At 72.0% G+C, this 16,043-nt stretch carries 18 protein-coding genes and 1 riboswitch; of the genes, 11 read left to right on the top strand and 7 right to left on the bottom strand.

Annotated elements, in window-relative coordinates; genetic code table 11:
* The 3 genes from LB823_RS09505 to pdhA form a co-directional block, all read right to left on the bottom strand.
* A partial coding sequence (locus LB823_RS09505) for a biotin/lipoyl-containing protein (RefSeq protein WP_304941275.1) occupies positions 1 to 273 on the bottom strand: 273 nt, incomplete at its 3' end.
* Entirely contained in the window at positions 270 to 1,280 is a 1,011-nt protein-coding gene (locus LB823_RS09500) for an alpha-ketoacid dehydrogenase subunit beta (RefSeq protein ID WP_224646722.1), read from the bottom strand. The genes LB823_RS09505 and LB823_RS09500, both read right to left, overlap by 4 nt.
* Positions 1,281 to 1,283: 3 nt before the next feature.
* Complete coding sequence (gene pdhA, locus LB823_RS09495) at positions 1,284 to 2,411, bottom strand: pyruvate dehydrogenase (acetyl-transferring) E1 component subunit alpha (RefSeq protein ID WP_224646720.1); 1,128 nt, start codon at positions 2,409 to 2,411, stop codon at positions 1,284 to 1,286.
* Between the two features lie 153 nt (positions 2,412 to 2,564).
* Here pdhA and LB823_RS09490 point away from each other — a divergent pair, with 153 nt between their 5' ends.
* Entirely contained in the window at positions 2,565 to 3,056 is a 492-nt protein-coding gene (locus LB823_RS09490; protein ID WP_224646719.1) for an Lrp/AsnC family transcriptional regulator, read from the top strand.
* Between the two features lie 59 nt (positions 3,057 to 3,115).
* Here LB823_RS09490 and gdhA read toward each other — a convergent pair whose 3' ends face one another.
* Both gdhA and LB823_RS09480 read right to left on the bottom strand, forming a co-directional pair.
* Entirely contained in the window at positions 3,116 to 4,459 is a 1,344-nt protein-coding gene (gene gdhA / locus LB823_RS09485; protein ID WP_224646718.1) for an NADP-specific glutamate dehydrogenase, read from the bottom strand.
* 105 nt (positions 4,460 to 4,564) lie between these two features.
* On the bottom strand, positions 4,565 to 5,650 hold the full coding sequence (locus LB823_RS09480; RefSeq protein ID WP_224646717.1) for a S9 family peptidase: 1,086 nt from the start codon (positions 5,648 to 5,650) through the stop codon (positions 4,565 to 4,567).
* A gap of 111 nt (positions 5,651 to 5,761) precedes the next feature.
* Here LB823_RS09480 and def point away from each other — a divergent pair, with 111 nt between their 5' ends.
* From def to LB823_RS09465, 3 genes are read left to right on the top strand one after another with little or no spacing between them, the layout of a single operon-like run.
* Positions 5,762 to 6,307, top strand: coding sequence for a peptide deformylase (gene def / locus LB823_RS09475; RefSeq protein WP_224646716.1), 546 nt, complete (start codon positions 5,762 to 5,764; stop codon positions 6,305 to 6,307).
* Positions 6,307 to 7,242 carry a methionyl-tRNA formyltransferase gene (locus LB823_RS09470; protein ID WP_224646715.1) on the top strand — a complete coding sequence of 312 codons (936 nt, stop codon included), beginning with the start codon at positions 6,307 to 6,309 and terminating at the stop codon, positions 7,240 to 7,242. The genes def and LB823_RS09470 overlap by 1 nt, the downstream gene beginning before the upstream one ends.
* The gene (locus LB823_RS09465; RefSeq protein ID WP_255603282.1) at positions 7,188 to 8,600 is read left to right on the top strand and encodes a transcription antitermination factor NusB; all 1,413 of its coding nucleotides are present in this window, start codon (positions 7,188 to 7,190) and stop codon (positions 8,598 to 8,600) included. Before LB823_RS09470 ends, LB823_RS09465 begins: the two co-directional genes overlap by 55 nt.
* Here LB823_RS09465 and LB823_RS09460 read toward each other — a convergent pair.
* Positions 8,597 to 9,541, bottom strand: coding sequence for an endonuclease domain-containing protein (locus LB823_RS09460; RefSeq protein WP_224646712.1), 945 nt, complete (start codon positions 9,539 to 9,541; stop codon positions 8,597 to 8,599). The genes LB823_RS09465 and LB823_RS09460 overlap by 4 nt on opposite strands.
* Before the next feature lie 119 nt (positions 9,542 to 9,660).
* Complete coding sequence (locus tag LB823_RS09455; protein ID WP_224646711.1) at positions 9,661 to 10,611, bottom strand: LGFP repeat-containing protein; 951 nt, start codon at positions 10,609 to 10,611, stop codon at positions 9,661 to 9,663.
* 192 nt (positions 10,612 to 10,803) lie between these two features.
* Here LB823_RS09455 and rpe point away from each other — a divergent pair, with 192 nt between their 5' ends.
* The 7 genes from rpe to LB823_RS09420 all read left to right on the top strand — a co-directional run bounded on the left by rpe (position 10,804) and on the right by LB823_RS09420 (position 16,043).
* A complete protein-coding gene (gene rpe / locus LB823_RS09450) occupies positions 10,804 to 11,481 on the top strand; it encodes a ribulose-phosphate 3-epimerase (protein ID WP_224646709.1) in 678 nt (225 codons plus the stop codon).
* Between the two features lie 2 nt (positions 11,482 to 11,483).
* Entirely contained in the window at positions 11,484 to 12,476 is a 993-nt protein-coding gene (gene ribD, locus LB823_RS09445; protein WP_224646707.1) for a bifunctional diaminohydroxyphosphoribosylaminopyrimidine deaminase/5-amino-6-(5-phosphoribosylamino)uracil reductase RibD, read from the top strand.
* A gap of 45 nt (positions 12,477 to 12,521) precedes the next feature.
* A riboswitch (FMN riboswitch) is annotated at positions 12,522 to 12,680 on the top strand.
* A 55-nt stretch (positions 12,681 to 12,735) separates the two neighbouring features.
* Positions 12,736 to 13,368: a riboflavin synthase gene (locus LB823_RS09440; protein WP_224646705.1), complete on the top strand. Its 633-nt coding sequence runs from the start codon at positions 12,736 to 12,738 to the stop codon at positions 13,366 to 13,368.
* 2 nt (positions 13,369 to 13,370) lie between these two features.
* Entirely contained in the window at positions 13,371 to 14,618 is a 1,248-nt protein-coding gene (locus tag LB823_RS09435) for a bifunctional 3,4-dihydroxy-2-butanone-4-phosphate synthase/GTP cyclohydrolase II (RefSeq protein WP_068520822.1), read from the top strand.
* Entirely contained in the window at positions 14,615 to 15,094 is a 480-nt protein-coding gene (gene ribH, locus LB823_RS09430) for a 6,7-dimethyl-8-ribityllumazine synthase (protein WP_224646704.1), read from the top strand. The genes LB823_RS09435 and ribH overlap by 4 nt, the downstream gene beginning before the upstream one ends.
* Positions 15,091 to 15,537 (top strand): 6,7-dimethyl-8-ribityllumazine synthase, encoded by a 447-nt coding sequence (locus LB823_RS09425; protein WP_224646703.1) that lies wholly within the window; start codon positions 15,091 to 15,093, stop codon positions 15,535 to 15,537. Before ribH ends, LB823_RS09425 begins: the two co-directional genes overlap by 4 nt.
* A gap of 53 nt (positions 15,538 to 15,590) precedes the next feature.
* Entirely contained in the window at positions 15,591 to 16,043 is a 453-nt protein-coding gene (locus tag LB823_RS09420) for a PH domain-containing protein (RefSeq protein ID WP_224646727.1), read from the top strand.

Genomic DNA, 16,043 nt, shown 5'->3' with positions numbered 1-16,043 from the left:
GTCGAGGGGCGGGGCGGCGGTGGTGGTCGGGGTCAGGACGCCGACGGAGATGAGCGGCGCGCCGACGCGCAGCGTCTCGCCCGGCTCGCCGTGGAGGGCGATGACGGTGCCCGCGAACGGGACCGGCACCTCGACGGCCGCCTTGGCGGTCTCCACCTCGACGACCACCTGGTCGACGGTCACGGTGTCGCCGACGCCGACGCGCCACGACAGGATGTCGGCTTCGGTCAGTCCCTCGCCGAGGTCGGGGAGCAGGAAGACCTGGTCGCTCATGCCGTCACCGCCCAGCGCGCGTCGACGCGGTCGTCCCACTGCAGCCGGTCGACGGTGTCCAGGATCCGGTCCACGCCGGGCAGGTGCAGCCGCTCGAGCTTCGGTGGGGGATAGGGGATGTCGAGGCCGCTCACCCGTAGCACGGGCGCGTGCAGGTGGTGGAAGCAGCGTTCCTGCACGCGGGCCGCGATCTCGGCGCCGACGCCGGCGAAGCCCTGTGCCTCCTGCACCACCACGCACCGCCCGGTGCGCCGCACCGACGCTGCCACCGTCTCGTCGTCGAAGGGGACGAGCGTACGCAGATCGACCACCTCGAGCGAGATCCCGTCCTCGGCCGCGGCCGCGGCCGCTGCGGCGTCGAGCGCGACGCCGACCGACGGACCGTACGCGACCAGCGTCGCGTCCGTGCCCTCGCGCCGCACGACGGCCCGCCCCATCGGCGCGCCGACCGTCAGATCCGCCTCCGCGGAGGCGAAGTAGAGGCGCTTGGGCTCCAGGAGGACGACGGGGTCGGGATCGTCGATTGCGCGCCGCAGCAGGGTGTACGCGTCGTCGACGGTGGCGGGGGCCGCGACTTTCAACCCGGGCGTGTGGACGTAGTAGGCCTCGCTCGAATCGCAGTGGTGCTCCACGCCGCCGATGCCCCCGGCGTAGGGCACGCGGATGACCATCGGCACCGCGAGCGCACCGCGGGTGCGATTGCGGAGCTTGGCGACGTGGGAGACGATCTGCTCGAACGCGGGGTACGCGAAGGCGTCGAACTGCATCTCGACCACGGGCTTGAAGCCCGCCATGGTCATGCCGACGGCGAAGCCGACGATGCCCGACTCCGCGAGCGGCGTGTCGAAGCAGCGGTCGGCCCCGAACTCGCGGGCCAGGCCGTCGGTGACGCGGAAGACGCCGCCGAGCGTGCCGACGTCCTCGCCGAAGACGACCACGTCGGGATCCGCCGCGAGCGCGTCGCGCAGTGCGGTGTTCAGGGCCTGGGCCATGGTGTGTCGCGGCATCTCTCAGTCCTCCTGGGCGTCCGACGCGGCGGCCAGTTCGGCCTCGACCTGCGCCTGCTGCTCGCGCAGCTGCGGGGTGGGTTCGGCGTAGACGTGCCGGAACAGGTCGGCGGGGTCGACGGGGCGATCGGCGTTCATCTTCGAACGCAGGTCCGCGGCGGCGGCCTCGGCCTCGTCGGCGATCGCGGCGACGGCGGCGTCGTCGATCCGGCCCCGCGCCCGGAGATGGGTCTCCAGCCGGGTGATCGGGTCGCGGCGGATCCACTCCTCGACTTCCGCCGCGGAGCGGTAGCGGGTGGCGTCGTCGGCGTTGGTGTGCGCGTCGATCCGGTAGGTGTGCGCCTCGACGATCACGGGCCCGTTGCCCGAGCGGACGAAGTGGGCGGCCTCCTGCATCACACCGAGCATGGCGATCGGGTCGTTGCCGTCGACCTGCTCGGATCCGATGCCGTAGCCGACGCCCTTGTGCGCCAGGCTCGGGGCGGCGGTCTGCCGGGAGAGTGGCACGCTGATCGCGAAGCCGTTGTTCTGCACCAGGAAGACCACGGGCGCGTGGAAGACCGCGGCGAAGTTGAGCGCCTCGTGGAAGTCGCCCTCGCTGGTGCCGCCGTCGCCGCACAGGGCGAGCGCGATGGTGTCGGTGCCGCGCAGGTCCTCGCCGTGCGCCACGCCCGCCGCGTGCAGCAGCTGCGTGGCGAGCGGGGTGCACTGCGGCGCGGTGCGCAGGGCTGCGGGGTCGTAGCCGCAGTGCCAGTCGCCGGCCAGCAGCGTCAGCACCTGCACCGGATCCACGCCGCGGGCGGCCAGCGCGACCGAATCGCGGTAGGTCGGGAACATCCAGTCCGTCGGGCGCAGGCACATCGCCGCGGCGATCTGGCACGCGTCCTGCCCGTGCGAGGAGGGGTAGACGGCGAGCCGGCCCTGCTTCGTCAGGGCGGTGGCCTGCGCGTCGAAACGCCTGCCCAGCACCATGAGCCGGTACATCTCGACCAGGCGGTCGTCGTCGGGATGGGGGTAGCGGGCGTGCGAGTCGGTGAGCTCGCCCGACTCGTCGAGGTACTGCACGGGCGTGTCGGCCGGAAGGAACTTCCGGTACGTCGGCTCGCTCGTGAGATCGCTGGTCGTGGTCACGTCGTCCTCCCTGGTCGGCTGCTCTTCGAGAGTCGCACCCCGCGGACGGGATTCCTCCAGAACCGGTGAGTAGCGAGACGATCGTCGTAGGATTGATTGAATCGGGAGCAGATGATCCGGAATCGATGCGGAACGCGGGACGGAGCTGGACGGATGGCGGACGGTACCGAGCACTCGGCTCTGGACGATTTCGATCGACGGATCCTGCAGGTGCTGGCGGAGGACGGCCGGATCTCGATGCGTGCGCTCGCCGAGCGGGTGCACGTCTCGCGGGCGAACGCCTACGTGCGGGTGGAGCGGCTGGAGCGGAGCGGTGTCCTCCGCGGATACACCGCCCGGGTGGACCATGCCCGTGCGGGATTCGGCACGTCGGCGTACATCGGGCTGTCGATCCGTCAGGACGCGTGGAAGGGCGTCGCCGAGCACCTGCGGGAGCTGCCCTACGTGGAGCACTTCGCCCTGGTCGGCGGCGATTTCGACGTGGTGCTCCTGGTGCGGACGCCGGACAACGCCGCCCTGCGCGACGTGGTGCTCGTCAGTCTGCAGGCGCTGGAGGGTGTGCGGTCCACCCGCACGTGGCTGATCTTCGACGAGGCCGACGGCCCGGGCGCGCTCGGCCCGCCCGATCCGGGCACCGTCGGATAGCGCGAACGACCCGGCCCCCTGGAGGTGGGCCGGGTCGTTCGTCGTGTGCGTGCTGCGGGCTAGACGACGCCGAGCGCGAGCATCGCGTTCGCGACGCGGATGAAGCCGGCGATGTTCGCGCCGGTCACGTAGTCGCCGGGGCTGCCGTACTCGTCGGCGGTCTCCAGGCAGCGGTCGTGGATACCCCGCATGATGTCGGCGAGCCGGTCCTCGGTGTAGTCGAAGGACCAGGAGTCGCGGGAGGCGTTCTGCTGCATCTCCAGCGCGCTGGTGGCCACGCCACCGGCGTTGGCCGCCTTGCCCGGCGCGAAGGAGACCTTCGCCTCGGCGAAGAGCTTCACTGCCTCCGGGGTGCACGGCATGTTGGCGCCCTCGGCGACGAAGTTCGTGCCGTTCTTGATCAGCCGGTCGGCGGCGTCGCCGTCGAGCTCGTTCTGGGTGGCGCAGGGGAGCGCGATGTCGCACGGCACGTCCCAGACGGACCCGCCGGGAACGAAGATCGCGCCGCGCTCGGCCGCGTAGACGTCGATGCGCGCGCGGCGGCGCTCCTTGACGTCCTTGAGCAGCTCCAGGTCGATGCCCTTCTCGTCCACCACGTAGCCCGACGAATCGGAGCACGCGATGACGGTGCCGCCCAGCTGCTCGACCTTCTCCGTCGCGTACACGGCCACGTTGCCGGAGCCGGAGACGACGACCCGCTTGCCCTCGAAGGAGTCGCCCTGCGTCTTGAGCATCTCGTTGAGGAAGAACACCGCGCCGTAGCCGGTCGCCTCGGTGCGCACCTGCGAGCCGCCCCAGGTGAGGCCCTTGCCGGTGAGGACGCCCGACTCGTAGCGGTTGGTGATCCGCTTGTACTGGCCGAACAGGTAGCCGATCTCGCGGCCGCCCACACCGATGTCGCCCGCGGGGACGTCGGTGTACTCGCCGATGTGGCGGTAGAGCTCCGTCATGAAGGACTGGCAGAACCGCATGATCTCGCCGTCGCTGCGGCCCTTGGGGTCGAAGTCCGAGCCGCCCTTGCCGCCGCCGATGGGCAGGCCGGTCAGCGAGTTCTTGAAGATCTGCTCGAAGCCGAGGAACTTCACGATGCCCAGGTACACCGACGGGTGGAACCGCAGGCCGCCCTTGAAGGGGCCCAGCGCGGAGTTGAACTCGACGCGGAAGCCGCGGTTGAGCTGCACGTTGCCGTTGTCGTCCTGCCACGGCACGCGGAAGATGATCTGGCGCTCCGGCTCGCAGAGGCGGCGGATGACGGCCGCGTCGACGTACTCGGGGTGCTTGCTGACCACCGGCGCGAGCGAATCGAGGACCTCTTTCGCGGCCTGGTGGAACTCGGTCTCCCCGGGGTTCCGCCGGAGGACCTCGTCGTACAGCGTCCCCAGCGTGCCCTCAACGTGCGCCATTGCACAGTCCCTTCTGTCCGTAATGACCGTCAGGGGCACATTACGGTGTAAGCGATTGCAGCAGGCTCGCGCCCTGCGCCCGGCGGGACCGCGGTCCCGCCGCCGTCATCCGCGCGGCCGGAACTCGTCGACGTAGCCCAGGATCGCCTTCTGCACGACGGGCCAGTACCGGTTCTGCGACTGCGACGGCTGGTAGATGTTGTGGCCCGCGCCGGGCAGCAGCACCGTCTCGCCGCGGCCGCCCTTGGCCTTCAGCGCGGCGACGAAGGCCTCGCAGCCGGCGGGCCGGACGATGCGGTCCGCGGTGCCGTTGAAGCACGTCACGGGGACCTTGGGGTTGATGTTCTGGATCGGGTCGGCGACGGCGAACTGCTGCGGGAACTCGTCCGGCAGGCCCAGGAAGAGCCGGGTGTTGACGTTGCCGTCGGCGACCGCGCGGCGCATGTCGAGGACGCCGCCCATCGAGACGACCGCGGCGGGCGTCACCGCCGGCACGCTGCCCATCGCCCCGGGCGTGAGCATCGAGCGCGCGGACGCCCACACGGCGAGCTGACCGCCCGCGGAGTGCCCGGCGACGACGACGTCGTTCAGGTCCAGGTTCGGCGCGTACTGCGCCTTCACCGTCTGCAGGAAGTCGATCGCCGCGGCGGTGTCGGTGAGCGTGGTGGGGTAGCCGCCACCGGCGCCGATCCGCCGGTACTCGACGTTCCACACCGCGACCCCGTGGCTGACCAGCGACCGCGCCATCTCCGACATCGATCCCGCCGCGGAGGGCGTGCGCCAGCCGCCGCCGTGCAGCAGCACCACGACGGGGATCTGCGCGGGCAGCTGGATCGTGGTGCGGGCGCTGAGCGGGCCGCCCGACGGGTTCTGCTGGAGCGCCGGATTGGCGGGCAGGTACAGCTCGCCGTAGTTCTGCTCGGGATCCGGGACCCCGTCCGGGACGGGGTAGACGATGCGCTGCGGCTGGGTCACGGGGAACTTCCCGACCAGCGAGGCCGGGTTCATCGGGGGGTAGGACGCCGAGGGGGACGCCGGTGCCGACGACGAAGGAGCACCCTTGCCACCCGTGACGGTGGTGGTGCACCCCGTGCCGAAGAGCACGGAAAGGCAGACGACGGCGCCGATCAGCGGCCGCCGGGCGCGCGCGAACAGCACGTCGACCCTCTCTCGCCCGGCGGGGCGGTTCATGGCGTTTCCGTCCGGAATCCTAAGGCAACCCTGGCTCGAACTGCTAGTGCGGGCGCGCCGCTGTGACAGGTGCCGCTGCCCCGTGTTCGGTCCGGGCTGGATAATGGGGGGATGAGTGTGCTCCCCGTTCGCATCTATCCGGACCCCGTACTGCGCACCCCCGCGGATGAGGTGACGGTCTTCGACGCCGATCTCGCGCGGCTGGTCGACGACATGATCGACACGATGCACCACCACAACGGCGCCGGCCTGGCGGCGCCGCAGGTGGGCGTGAGCAAGCGGGTCTTCGTGTACGGCTGCGGCGGCCGCGAGGGCCACCTGATCAACCCGGTGTGGCGCGCCGTCGGCGACGAGCTGCAGACCGCGGCCGAGGGCTGCCTGTCCATCCCGGAGGTGCGCGGCGAGTGCACCCGCCACATGAACGTCGTGGCAGAGGGCGTCGACGTCACGGGCGCCCCCGTCACCCTCGAGGCCACCGAGATCCTCGCCCGCTGCATCCAGCACGAGAGCGACCACCTCGACGGCGTGCTCTACCTGAGCCGCCTCGACCCCGAGGAGCGCAAGGCCGTGATGCGGGTGATCCGCAGCTCTCCGTGGTTCACCGATCCGGCCGCCACCCTGGCCGCCGGTGCCGGTGGCGCGGGCGGACGCGCCTGATGCGGCTGCTGTTCGCGGGCACCCCCGAGCCCGCCGTCCCGGCGCTTCGCGCCCTCCTCGCCTCGGACCACGAGGTCGTGGGCGTGCTCACCCGCCCCGACGCCCGCTCGGGCCGCGGCCGCGGCGTGCGCCGCTCGCCCGTCGGGCAGGTGGCCGACGAGGCCGGGATCCCCGTGCTCACGCCCGCCACACTGCGGGACCCGGAGGCGCGGGCGGCGATCGTCGACCTGGCGCCGGACTGCTGCCCGGTCGTCGCCTACGGCGGAATGATCCCGCCCGATCTCCTGGACGTCCCGGTCCACGGGTGGATCAACCTGCACTTCTCGCTGCTCCCCGCGTGGCGGGGCGCCGCCCCGGTGCAGGCCGCGCTGGAGGCCGGCGACGAGGTCACCGGCGCGTCCACCTTCCGCATCGAGGCGGGTCTCGACACCGGCCCGGTGTTCGGCGTGCTCACCGAGCGGATCCGGCCCGACGACACCGCGACGGTGCTGCTCGACCGGCTCGCCGAGCACGGCGCCGAGCTGCTGACGCGCACCGTGGACGGGGTGGCGGCCGGCGCGCTGCAGGCCCAGCCCCAGTCCACCGACGGTGTCTCGCACGCGCCGAAGGTCACCGTCGACGCCGCGCGGGTGCGTTTCGACCTGCCCGCCGGCGCCGTCGACCGGCACATCCGCGCCATGACCGACGCGCCGGGCGCGTGGGTGCCGCTGGGCGAGGCGCGGCTCAAGCTCGGGCCCGCCGTCGTCGACGCCGAGGCCGAGCGCCTGGCCCCCGGCGAGCTGCGGGTCACCAAGCGTGAGGTCCACGTGGGCACCGCCACCGCGCCCCTGCGGCTCGGCACCGTCCAGCCGCCCGGCAAGAAGCCCATGCCCGCCGCCGACTGGGCGCGTGGCGCCCGCGTCGAGTCCGGCACGATCCTCGGAGGCGACCAGTGACCGATCCCGCGCGCAGCGCCGCGCTCGAGACCCTCGCCGCCGTGCGCGAGCGGGGCGCCTACGCCAACCTGGTGCTGCCCGGCCTTCTCCGGGACAAGCGCCTCAAGGGCCGCGACGCGGCCTTCGCGACCGAGCTCACCTACGGCACCTGCCGCGCCCAGGGCCTCCTCGACGCGGTGATCGAGGACGCCTCCGGGCGCCCGGTCGCCGACATCGACGGCCCCGTGCTCGACGCGCTGCGCCTGGGGGTCTACCAGCTGCTGCGCACCCGGGTGGGGGCGCACGCCGCCGTCTCCGAGACCGTGGACGCCGTGAAGGCGACCGCCGGCCGCGGCGCCTCCGGTTTCGCCAATGCGGTCTTGCGGAAGGTGTCCAAGGACGACGAGGACACCTGGGTCTCCCGCGTGGCCCCGCCCGCCGCGGACGACCTGCTCGGGCACCTGGCCATGCAGTACGCGCACCCGCGGTGGATCGCCGAGGCGTTCTGGGAGTCGCTGCGCGCCAACGGCATCAACTCGATGGGGCAGCTGCAGGCGCTGCTGGCCTCCGACGACTCCCGTCCGCCTGTGCACCTCGTCGCGCGACCGGGGGAGATCTCGGCCGAGGAGCTGGCGCTCATCGTCGAGGGGGAGACCGGTCGGCTCTCGCCCTACGCGGTGTACCTGCCCGGCGGCGATCCCGGCGCGCTGGACCCCGTCCGCGACGGCCTCGCCGGTGTGCAGGACGAGGGTTCGCAGCTGGTGGCCCGGGCGGCGGCGGTCGCGCCGCTCGAGGGGCCCGACGGTGGCCGCTGGCTCGACCTGTGCGCCGGGCCGGGCGGGAAGGCCGCGCTGCTCGGCTCGCTCGCCGCTATCGACGACGCCCGCGTCGACGCCGTCGAACCCGCCGAGCACCGGGCTGAGCTGGTGCGCAAGGCGATTCGCGGGCTCCCCGTGGATGTGCACGTGGCCGACGGCCGCGCGTCGGGGCTGGAGCCGGGCTACGACCGGGTTCTGGTCGACGCCCCGTGCTCGGGCATTGGCGCCCTGCGACGCCGGCCCGAGGCGCGCTGGCGCAAGCAGCCCTCCGACGTCGCGGGCCTGACGGTGCTGCAGCGCGAGCTGCTCACCGCCGCTGCCGAGCTCACCCGCCCGGGCGGCGTGGTGCTCTACGCGACCTGCTCCCCGCACGTCGCCGAGACGCTCGGCATCGTCGGCGACGAGGAGCTGCTGGCGGCCGCCGGGCTGGAGCGGATCGACACCCGCCCGCTGGTCCCCGAGACGGACCTGCCGCTGGGCGACGGCCCGCACGTGCAGCTCTGGCCCCACCTCCACGGCACCGACGGCATGTTCTTCCAGGCCCTGCGCAAGCTCCCCTAATCCGATTGAACGACGTTCTGGAGACTATGACCTGCGCTTTTGCTCTCCGGAACGTCGTTCAATCGGTGGATCTTCGGGAGTTTGAGGGGCGGGTTCGTGGGCGACGGTCCGCTCCAGCCCCGCGTCCGTAGCTCGCGGGCGACGCGGTCGAGGAACGTCGCTCGGCCGCTGAGGAGCATCGGTGAGGTGACGCGGATGATGATCCATTTCTGGTCGGTGATGGCGTTCCAGCGGGCGATGTCGATGCGTTGTTGCTCTGTCGAGCGGTGGTAGCCGCCGTCGTACTCGATGGCGATGCGGTACTTCCCGGAACCGAGGTCGACGTGAAAGGGCGTACCGGGGACCGGTTGCTGCGGCCGGAAGAAGTCGAGGCCAGATCGATGAACGACGAGGCGTGAGTAGGTCTCCCAAGGGGACTGCGCGCGGTTGCTGGCCTCGGCGATGACGTCGCGTACCCGATTCGCCCCGTACAGACCGGGATGCGTGTCGAGATAGGCGAGAATGGCGGCCTTCGTGGTCAGGGACCTGCCGAGCCGATCGGCGCGGATGAACTGATCCACCCCCGCGATCTTCTCGTCACCCTCGGCGAAGCGGGCCACGTCGACGGCGGTCCGAACGATCGATGTGGCGACGTGCCCGGACACGGTGACGACGTCCTCGACAGGGAGGTGACCGCAGCGCATCACCACGCCGTGTCGCCTCCCCTGCGCGGGAAGCCAGATCTCCGGCCTGTGGCCGACGGCGTACTCGACACCGTGTAGAGCCGCAGCGCTCCAGCAGACGAACACGAGATCGGGGTACGCGGACTCGAGTGCCTCGAGAACGTCGTCGTTCGACGGCGTCGCAGCGCCATCGTGGCGAATGCCGTGGATGACGGGGGTCGATTCCTGCCGGAGCGCATGCTCGGTCCGCCCGCCGAGGAGTTCCCGCCTGCGTCCCATCACATCAATTGGACGCACCAGCCTTGCGATCGGATCCCTACGAGACCAATTGAACGACGTTCTGGAGAGTCCGACCTGCGGTTTTACTCTCCAGAACGTCGTTCAATTGGGGAGGGGTGTCAGCCCTTGAGGACGCCGCCCTTGGTGAACTCCTGGGTGAGGACGCCGCCGGGGCCGGGCTTCGCGTCGCCCTTGGGGTAGCCCATGCCGAAGGCGCCGCCGCCCTTGACCCACTGGTCCTTGATCTTGCCGGAGACGACGTGCGCGCCGTTCTCGGGCGACCAGACGATCGAGCCGTTCTGGAAGTCGTTGTAGGCGCCCGCGACGGACCCCGCGGTGGGGCCGCCGACGGAGAGCTCGCTCATCAGCGGGAAGCCCAGCTTGCCGGTGGGGCCGCCCTGCTTCAGGTAGAAGTCGCGGATCGCGCCCGAGACGCCGGCCGCCTTGCCGCCGTTGACCTTCGGGTTCCAGTAGATGGTGCCGTTGGTGAACTCCTGCACCTTGGAGCCGCCTGCGACGTCCTTCTCGACGCCGAGGGGCTGGCCGTACTTCTTCTGGCCGCCGTCCTTGGTGAAGGTGTCGTTGATCGCTCCGGTGACCGCGAACTTCAGCGGCTCGTCGGGCTTGGTGTCGGCGGCGGGCGTGGTGGCCGCGGCCTGGCCGGCGAGCAGCTGGCCGAGGAGCTTCTGCGCGTTCGGGTCGCTGCCGAACATCTTCACCAGCGTCGCCACGTCGGTGGTGGGCAGCTGGCCGGTCGCGAGGATCTGCTGCACGCCGGGGATCTTCGCCAGCTCGGTCAGCGCGGGCTGCGCCGAGGCGGGCACCGCGTTCGCGGTGGAGACCAGCGGGGTGCCGGCTGCGGCGGGCGCGGCGGCCGGGGCCGCAGCGGCGGGAGCAGCCGCCGCCGGAGCGGCCGGGACTGCCGGTGCGGCCGCCGGCGCCGCCGCAGGGGCGACGGGGACCGCGGGCACGGCGGGTGCCGCGGGATCTGCCATCGCGGGCGCCGCGGCAACGAGTGCGGCCGCGGCGACCGCCACGAACGTGGTCAAGGTGGTGCGTGCGATCCGCATGACGACCTCTCAACAATCGACGACACGAGAGTTACCCGTGTGATTAGTGGTGCTGATGTTACTAGAGTGACAAATGAAACACAACGACGTCGCGGTCCGCGCGCGTGAATCCGCGGCCGAACCGCCTCGCGACGCCGAATCCGGCCTCGTGTGCGCGCGGAGCCGCGGATCCGCAGACGTAGAATCCGACGCATGTCTTCGCCGATGATCGCGCCGTCCATCCTCTCCGCCGACTTCGCCCGACTCGGGGCGGAAGTGGAGGCCGTGGGCGGACCGGAGGGCGCAGACTGGGTGCACGTCGACGTCATGGACAACCACTTCGTGCCGAACCTCACCCTCGGGCTGCCCGTGGTCGAGAGCCTGCTCAAGGCGACGACGATCCCGCTCGACTGCCACCTGATGATCGACGACCCGGGCCGCTGGGCGCCGCCGTACGCCGAGGCCGGCGCGTACAACGTCACCTTCCACGCCGAGGCCACCGACGATCCGGTCGCCGTCGCCAAGGACATCCGCGCCGCGGGCGGCAAGGCGGGGCTTGCGATCAAGCCCGGCACCGCCTTCGAGCCCTACATCGAGATCCTCAAGAGCTTCGACACGCTGCTGGTCATGAGCGTCGAGCCCGGCTTCGGCGGGCAGTCCTTCATCGCCGACGTGCTGGAGAAGGCGCGCGCCGCCCGCCGCCTCGTCGACTCGGGCGAGCTGCGCCTGCTCGTGGAGATCGACGGCGGCATCAACGCCGACACCATCGAGCAGGCCGCCGCCGCGGGCGTCGACTGCTTCGTGGCGGGCTCCGCCGTCTATAACGCCGCGGATCCCGCCGAGGCGCTGCGCAAGCTCCGCGCCCAGGCCGCCGCCGTCCCGCGCCCCTGACGGTGGACCTGCAGGCCGCGCTCGCGCTGGCCGTCGAGGAATCGGCGGCCGCCCGCGGGATCAGCACCCCCAACCCGCCCGTCGGCGCGGTCATCCTCGCGGCCGACGGCACCGTCGCCGGACGGGGCCGCACCGCCCCCGCCGGCGGGCCGCACGCCGAGGTCGTGGCGCTCGCCGAGGCCGGGGACGCCGCGCGCGGCGGCACCGCCGTCGTGACCCTCGAGCCGTGCGACCACACCGGCCGCACCGGGCCCTGCACACAGGCCCTGATCGCCGCCGGGGTCGGGCGCGTCGCCTACGCAGCCGCCGACCCGAACCCGCTCGCCGCCGGGGGAGCCCACACCCTGCGCGCGGCCGGGGTGGAGGTGGAGCACCTCGCCGTCGAGCCGTGGCCGCTCACCGAGTGGCTGTTCCGGCAGCGGCACGGCCGCCCGATGGTCACCGTCAAGCTGGCGGCCACCGTCGACGGCCGGATCGCCGCTCCCGACGGCACCAGCCAGTGGATCACCGGCCCCGCCGCGCGACGGCGCGCGCACGCCGAACGGTCCCAGCTCGACGCGATCATCGTGGGCACCGGCACCGTCCTCGCCGACGACCCGGCGCTCACCGCCCGCGATGCCGACGGCGAGCCGCTGGCGCACCAGCCGACCCGGATCGTCCTGGGGGAGCGGGAGATCCCCGCCGGCGCGAAGGTGCTCACCGGTCCCGGGGAGGCGCGCGTCGTCCGCAGCCGCGACCCGCGCGCCGCGCTCGACGCCGCCGGCGACGCCGTGCACGTGCAGGTCGAGGGCGGCGCGACGGTGATCGGCGCCTTCGTCGCCGCCGGCCTCGTGGACCGCGTCCAGGCCTACATCGCCCCCGTGCTGCTCGGCGCCGGGCTGCCCGCCCTGACGGTGCCCGGCGTGGGCACCCTCACCGACGCGACGCGGCTGCGCCTGGACACCGTCGAGCGGCTCGGCGACGACCTGTTGGTCACCCTGTTGCGTTCTGCGTGAGCCCAACACTTGGGGCCGTGGCCGGTCAGTGCTACCTTCGGAAGCGGAAGTTCTCAGGGCGGGGTGCGATTCCCCACCGGCGGTGATGGACTCCGGGCGATCCCGGTGTTCGAGCCCGCGAGCGCCCCACCGCGAGGTGGGGGTCAGCAGATTCCGGTGCGATTCCGGAGCCGACGGTCATAGTCCGGATGAAAGAGAACTACGCGGGTGTACCCCGCGTCGTCGTGCCGCCCTGAGGCCGAAGTGGCAGGAGCGGCGGATGTTCACCGGCATCGTCGAAGAGTTGGGCGTGATCACCGCCCGCGAGGACCTCCCGGATGCGGCCCGTTTCACGGTCCAGGGCGATCTCGTCACCTCCGATGCGAAACACGGCGATTCGATCGCGGTCAACGGCGTCTGCCTCACGGTCGTCACCGTCGAGGGCGGCGCCTTCACCGCCGACGTCATGGAGGAGTCCCTCCGTCGCAGCTCGCTGAGCAAGCTCGGCCCGGGCGACCGCGTCAACCTCGAGCGCGCCGCCGCCATCAACTCCCGGCTCGGCGGCCACATCGTGCAGGGCCACGTCGACGGCACCGGACACGTCCTGAGCCTGAGCCCGTCCGAGCACTGGACCGTCGTGCGGCTCGCCCTCCCGGAGCAGCTGGCCCGCTACGTCGTCGAGAAGGGCTCCATCACCATCGACGGGGTCTCGCTCACCGTCTCCGCCCTCGGGCAGGGGGTGACCGGCGACGACGCGCAGCACTGGTTCGAGGTCTCGCTCATCCCCACCACCCTCGAGCTCACCAACCTCGGCGGGGCCGAGCCCGGCACCGTCGTCAACCTCGAAGTGGACATCGTCGCGAAGTACGTCGAGCGCCTGACCGGATTCGCCGGGCGCGAGGAGGAGAAGTAGCCATGACGAGAATGGATTCGATCGAGCGCGCCATCGCGGACATCGCCGCAGGCAAGGCCGTCGTCGTGGTCGACGACGAGGACCGGGAGAACGAGGGCGACCTCATCTTCGCCGCCGAGAAGGCGACGCCCGAGTTGGTGGCCTTCATGGTCCGCTACACCTCCGGCTACCTGTGCGTGCCGCTCGACGGCGCCACCTGCGACAAGCTGGGTCTCCCGCCCATGTACTCGACCAACCAGGACAAGCACGGCACCGCCTACACGGTCACCGTCGACGCCAAGGAGGGCGTGGGCACCGGCATCTCCGCCGCCGACCGCGCCACCACCATGCTGAAGCTGGCCGACCCGAGCTCGACGGTCGACGACTTCACCCGGCCCGGGCACGTCGTGCCGCTGCGCGCCAAGGACGGCGGCGTGCTGCGCCGCCCCGGCCACACCGAGGCCGCCGTCGACCTCGCCACCCTGGCCGGGCTCGCCCCCGCCGGCGTGATCTGCGAGATCGTCTCGGAGAAGGACCCGGGCGGCATGGCCAAGTCCGACGAGCTGCGGGTCTTCGCCGACGACCACGGCCTCGCCATGATCTCCATCGCCGACATGATCGCCTGGCGCCGCAAGAACGAGAAGCACGTCGTGCAGGTCGCCTCCGCGCGCATCCCCACCCGCTACGGCGACTTCCAGGCCGTCGGCTACACCTCGATCCACGACGACGTCGAGCACGTCGCGCTGGTCAAGGGCGACATCACCGCGGACGACGGTGCCGACGTGCTCGTTCGCGTGCACAGCGAGTGCCTCACCGGCGACGTCTTCGGCTCGCTGCGCTGCGACTGCGGCCCCCAGCTGGACGCCGCCATGGAGATGGTGGCGCAGGAGGGCCGCGGCGTGGTGCTCTACATGCGCGGGCACGAGGGCCGAGGGATCGGCCTCATGCACAAGCTGCAGGCGTACCAGCTGCAGGACGGCGGCGCCGACACCGTCGACGCGAACCTCCAGCTCGGCCTGCCCGCCGACGCCCGCGACTACGGCCTCGGAGCCCAGATCCTGGTGGACCTCGGCATCACGTCGATGCGCCTGCTCACCAACAACCCGGCCAAGCGCGTCGGCCTCGACGGCTACGGACTGCAGATCACCGAGCGGGTCGCCATGCCGCTGCGCGCCAACGCCGAGAACATCCACTACCTGCGCACCAAGCGCGACCGGATGGGGCACGACCTGCGCGACCTCGACCACTTCGACCAGGGAGGTACCGCGTGAGCGGCGCTGGAATCCCCGACATCGCTCTCGACGGTGCGGCCGACCTGCGGCTCGCGATCGTCGCCTCCCGCTGGCACGACACCGTCTGCGAGGCGCTCCTCGCGGGCGCCGTGCGGACCGCGGAGTCCGCGGGCGTACGGCACGTCACCGTCGAGCGGGTGGCGGGCGCCGTCGAGCTGCCGGTCGTCGCGCAGGAACTGACGAAGAACCACGACGCGGTCGTGGCGCTCGGCGTCGTGATCCGCGGCGGCACCCCCCACTTCGAGTACGTCTGCGACGCGCTCACCGCGGGCCTGCTGCGCGTGTCCCTCGACGCCGGCGTGCCGGTCGGCAACGGCGTGCTCACCACGAACACCGAGGCCGAGGCCCTCGACCGTGCGGGCCTGCCCGGCTCGGCCGAGGACAAGGGCGAGCAGGCCGCGTCGGCCGCGCTCGACACCGCTCTCACGCTGCGCAGGCTGCGGGCGGTCCGATGAGCCGCATCGCCCTGGTCCAGGCCACTTGGCACCGCAACATCGTCGACCGGGCCCGCGACGGCTTCGTCGAGGAGTGGCAGCGCCTCGGCCACGACGGTGCCGAGGTCGACGTCTTCGAGGTGCCCGGCGCCTACGAGATCCCGCTCACCGCGAAGCGGCTCGCCACCACCGGGCGCTACGCGGCCGTCGTGGCCGCCGGCCTCGTCGTGGACGGCGGCATCTACCGGCACGAGTTCGTCGCGACCGCCGTGATCGACGGCCTGATGCGCGTGCAGCTCGACACCGACGTGCCCGTGTTCTCGGTGGTGCTCACCCCGCACCACTTCCACGATCACGACGAGCACACGGCCTACTTCGAGCGGCACTTCGTGGGCAAGGGGGCCGAGGCCGCCCGCGCCGTCGACACCACCCTGACGGTGCACGCCGCCCTGCCGACCGCGTAGCCGCGGCCGCGGGCGACGGCCCGCTGTCCGCTTTCCGTAGAATGGCGCCCGTGATGACCGACGCGACCACGCAGCCCGTGCTCGAAGTGACCCCGCGCAAGATCAAGATCTACGCCTGGTCCTTCGCCGTGGTGCTGGTCCTGGGCCACGCCTTCGTCGCCTGGCTGCTCAAGGCCGGCGGCGACTCGGGGATCGCCTTCAAGACCGGCGATCAGGCGGGCATGGTGGGCATCGGGATCATCCTGGCCTGCGGCGCGCTGCTCTTCGCCCGCCCCCGGCTGCGCCTCGGCCCCGACGGGGTGACGGTGCGGAACCTGCTCAACGAGAACACGTACCCGTGGGACGTCGTCGAGGGCTTCTCGTTCCCCGAGGGCGCGCAGTTCGCGCACCTCGAACTGCCGCGCGACGAGTTCGTCGCGGTCTGGGCCATCCAGGCCCGCGACGGCGAGCTCGCGGTGCAGTCCTTGGATCGCGCCCGCGAGGTCGCCGCCGTCTACCAGCGCTGA

The sequence above is a fragment of the Tsukamurella sp. M9C genome (assembly GCF_020169415.1).
Taxonomy (GTDB): Bacteria; Actinomycetota; Actinomycetes; order Mycobacteriales; family Mycobacteriaceae; genus Tsukamurella.
Note: the sequence above shows the minus strand (reverse complement) of the source record. Positions and strands in the feature narration are given on the sequence as shown.

What these genes read in the sequence shown, in the direction of transcription:
- LB823_RS09500 (WP_224646722.1), bottom strand. Translation starts at nt 1,280, where the DNA reads ATGCCGCGACACACCATGGCCCAGGCCCTGAACACCGCACTGCGCGAC.
- LB823_RS09490 (WP_224646719.1), top strand. Translation starts at nt 2,565, where the DNA reads ATGGCGGACGGTACCGAGCACTCGGCTCTGGACGATTTCGATCGACGG.
- gdhA (WP_224646718.1), bottom strand. Translation starts at nt 4,459, where the DNA reads ATGGCGCACGTTGAGGGCACGCTGGGGACGCTGTACGACGAGGTCCTC.
- LB823_RS09480 (WP_224646717.1), bottom strand. Translation starts at nt 5,650, where the DNA reads ATGAACCGCCCCGCCGGGCGAGAGAGGGTCGACGTGCTGTTCGCGCGC.
- def (WP_224646716.1), top strand. Translation starts at nt 5,762, where the DNA reads ATGAGTGTGCTCCCCGTTCGCATCTATCCGGACCCCGTACTGCGCACC.
- LB823_RS09470 (WP_224646715.1), top strand. Translation starts at nt 6,307, where the DNA reads ATGCGGCTGCTGTTCGCGGGCACCCCCGAGCCCGCCGTCCCGGCGCTT.
- LB823_RS09460 (WP_224646712.1), bottom strand. Translation starts at nt 9,541, where the DNA reads ATGGGACGCAGGCGGGAACTCCTCGGCGGGCGGACCGAGCATGCGCTC.
- LB823_RS09455 (WP_224646711.1), bottom strand. Translation starts at nt 10,611, where the DNA reads ATGCGGATCGCACGCACCACCTTGACCACGTTCGTGGCGGTCGCCGCG.
- rpe (WP_224646709.1), top strand. Translation starts at nt 10,804, where the DNA reads ATGTCTTCGCCGATGATCGCGCCGTCCATCCTCTCCGCCGACTTCGCC.
- LB823_RS09440 (WP_224646705.1), top strand. Translation starts at nt 12,736, where the DNA reads ATGTTCACCGGCATCGTCGAAGAGTTGGGCGTGATCACCGCCCGCGAG.
- LB823_RS09435 (WP_068520822.1), top strand. Translation starts at nt 13,371, where the DNA reads ATGACGAGAATGGATTCGATCGAGCGCGCCATCGCGGACATCGCCGCA.
- LB823_RS09425 (WP_224646703.1), top strand. Translation starts at nt 15,091, where the DNA reads ATGAGCCGCATCGCCCTGGTCCAGGCCACTTGGCACCGCAACATCGTC.
- LB823_RS09420 (WP_224646727.1), top strand. Translation starts at nt 15,591, where the DNA reads ATGACCGACGCGACCACGCAGCCCGTGCTCGAAGTGACCCCGCGCAAG.